This window comes from Pseudoduganella buxea, from assembly GCF_009720835.1.
GTDB classification, from domain to species: domain Bacteria; phylum Pseudomonadota; class Gammaproteobacteria; order Burkholderiales; family Burkholderiaceae_D; genus Rugamonas; species Rugamonas buxea.
In genome coordinates, this window is sequence record NZ_WNKZ01000183.1 from 1 (window position 1) to 2,784 (window position 2,784).

General features: G+C 72.7%; 2 protein-coding genes and 1 pseudogene. All 3 read right to left on the reverse strand.

The window, feature by feature from the left end; genetic code table 11:
• Positions 1–268: pseudogene (locus tag GM672_RS27340) on the reverse strand (hypothetical protein); the annotation flags it as partial.
• Positions 265–1,482, reverse strand: coding sequence for a hypothetical protein (locus GM672_RS27345; protein WP_155473647.1), 1,218 nt, complete (start codon positions 1,480–1,482; stop codon positions 265–267). The pseudogene GM672_RS27340 and the gene GM672_RS27345, both read right to left, overlap by 4 nt.
• A gap of 88 nt (positions 1,483–1,570) precedes the next feature.
• Positions 1,571–2,784, reverse strand: a 1,214-nt coding sequence (locus GM672_RS27350) for a penicillin-binding transpeptidase domain-containing protein (protein ID WP_260115711.1), incomplete at its 5' end; no start/stop codon positions are given.

Consider the following 2,784-nt stretch of genomic DNA (forward strand, 5'->3'; position numbering starts at 1 on the left):
TGCCGGCGCTGCGGCGCCAGGCTGGCGCAGACCGGTTGGCAAGCGGCCTGGCCAGCGCCAGGTGGCGAAAGCGCCGCAGGGTCAGGGGCGAGGCCTGCAGGGCGGCCAGCTCGCCGGCCGTCAGCGCCCGGCTGCCGTCGAGCGCGGCCTGCAAGGTGGCATCGGCCAGCATCAGGTAGTCGCCCGGCACGGCGCGGCCCAGCAGCAGGCGTTCCCGCAGCCGCTGCGCCACATCGTCGTTCAAGCCATCATTCAATTCGTCGTTCAAGTCTGTTCTCCTTCCGGTCGGGCACGGGCGATGGCGGCATCGCGCCGCTTGCGCAGGGTCGGCACGGACAGGCCGGCCTGCGCCGCCAGTTGCTGCAAGGTGGGCAGCTCGCCCGTCGCGCTGTCGCGCCAACTGTCCGGATAACTGTCGTCGCCCGGCCCCAGCAGCTTCAGGCAGACCGCCTGGCGCACGGGCAGCGCCTCGGCCTGCAGCGCGGCCAGCGCCAGCTCGTATGCCATCACAGGAGCATAGCCGGGGGCCGGGCAAAGCGCCTCGTTTCCTTCGGATCCGTCGTCACCGGGCGGTGGCAGGATGCGGTCCGGCGCAGTGCTGGCCGCCGCGACGGACTGCGCCGACACCCGTGTCAGGTCTTCCAGCCATTGGGCGGCCGTGCCGGCGTCGTGCACCCAATCGGCGCCGTCGCCATTGGCGCTCAGTTCCTCGTAGGCGGCGATGTCGGCCAGCATGGCGCCGATCTTGTCGACGCCGTTGCGCAGGCTGGCGAAGCGTTTCGAGCGCGTGTGCAGGGGGCCGGGGCCGGCACCGAAGCGCTCCAGTGTTTCGCTCCACCGCACGATCCATTCGGGGCGGCAGGACGCGCTCGACTTCATCTGGCGGAGTTCGATCGGATAGCCGCCGGACGCCGTCACGTCGCGCCCCAGGATGGCGCCGACCTGGGCGGCCGTTCCGGGCCAGCCGGCGAACACCGCCTCGATGGCGCGGCAGGCCGTGTCCAGCATGCGGTAGGTGTAGATCCGGTTGGGCGAACAGGCCTGGCCCGTGGCGGACTGGAAGTTGTCGGCATCGACCTTGTCCCTCAGGGTGGCGTACAGGTCGTTGACCTTCTTGCGCAGCAGTGCGTCGCCGCCCGCCTCGCGCCAGAACGGCCCCTGCCTGGCGTGTTCCGCCGCCAGCGCATGGGCAAAAGCGCTCCAGTGGCCCGGTTGCAGCGCCAGCTCGAACAGCAGGCCCAGGGCCAGGTCGGCCACGCTGTCGCCATAGCTGTTGCCCGGCGCCGTGCCGCCGCGGCGGGCCGCCGCATGCAGCAGCGGCGCCAGCGCTTCCGTGTAGTCGTCCAGCAGGGTCCCATGCCGGGCCGGATCGAGCACCGCGTCAATGTCGCAGGCGCGCAGCGCCGCCAGTGAGCAAAGGCCCAGCAGCTTGCGCACGCCTTCCCAGCCGTGCTCCTGATAGCGCGTTCCCGGCAACCGCATCGTCGCTTTCCTTCGTGGCCGGCGCGGGCCGTCGGAAATCGAAGGCAGCCGTCGCCGCATGGTGGATCATGCCACGGCCGGGCCGATGTCATTGCCCGATTAACATGGCTGTTTTGCCCTCTGTTCGACGTTCCGGCCGCTGGCCCGCCAGGGTGGCCAGCAGCGCGGCAGCGACCGGGGCCGCGTGATCGCCCCCCGTGCCTTCCGAGCGGCTGACGAATACCGCGAAGGCGAGACGGCGGGCCTGCCCCGGCAAGGTGCCTGGTTCCAGCCAGCCCGTGAACCACACGGTCGCCTCGTTGTCCGTGACGGGGGCCGTGCCCGTCTTGCCGAACAGGCCGGCGCGCAGCGGGGCGCAACCGGCGCAGCGGAAGGCCCCCGCTGCCGTGCCGGCATCGATGACGCCTTTCATGCCGGCACGCACCCGGTCCAGCCGGACGGCGAGCCCGCGCGGCGCCGGCGGCGCGGCCTCCAGTCCGTCCAGCGCCACAAGCAACCGTGGCGTGACGGTGGCGCCCTGCCCGATGGCGCCGGCCGCCATGGCCATCTGCAGGGGCGTGGTCTGCATGCGCAGGCCGATGCTCATCTGGCGCAGCTCGTGGCGGCTGCGGATCGGATCGACGTGGCTGGGCGTGGCCTGCAGCGCGTCGTACTGGCGCCACGCGAAGCCGGGCGGCAGCAGGCCGCCGTCCAGCTGCACCGGCTGCTCGAAGCCGAGCCGTCGCGCGGCAGCCAGGATGGGCCGGGACTCGTCCAGCGCACCGGCATCGAGCGCCTGTGCATCGGGCACCCCGCCGTCGCCCCGGCCGAACAGGGTGGCGTCGGACAGCTCGCCCGCCCACGCGAACCACGTGTTCAGGCTGTAGGTCAGGGCCTGGGCCAGCCCCAGCCTGCCCGCCTGGGCGCGCCCCTCGACGCCCTGCTCGCGGTAATTCGTGATGCGCGCGCCATGCGCCGTGGCCGGGTAGGTGGCGGCGGTGGTGGCGAAATCGAAGCCGCGCGCCCTGGCCGTGGCGTTCAGCTGGTCCAGCGGCACGCCGCCCAGCAGCGCGTCGAGGCGCGCATCGTTTCGTGCCGCCAGCTCCAGGCCCAGCGCGCTGACGATCTTGAAGGTGGAGCCGGGGCTGCGCCGGGCGCCGCCGTCGTGCTGCAGTGCGGGGAGGCGCAGCGGGCCCCGGGCCGGGTTCATGCGGTCGAAGTCGCGCACTTCGGCCCAGTTGGCGCGGTCGGCCCGGCCCGTGCCGGCACCGGCGGCGGCCAGGATGTCGCCGTTTTCGCTGTCGAGCACGACCAGGCCCGCTT

Excerpts from the sequence above, each read along its gene's own strand:
- GM672_RS27345 (WP_155473647.1), bottom strand. The coding sequence starts at position 1,482 with ATGCGGTTGCCGGGAACGCGCTATCAGGAGCACGGCTGGGAAGGCGTG.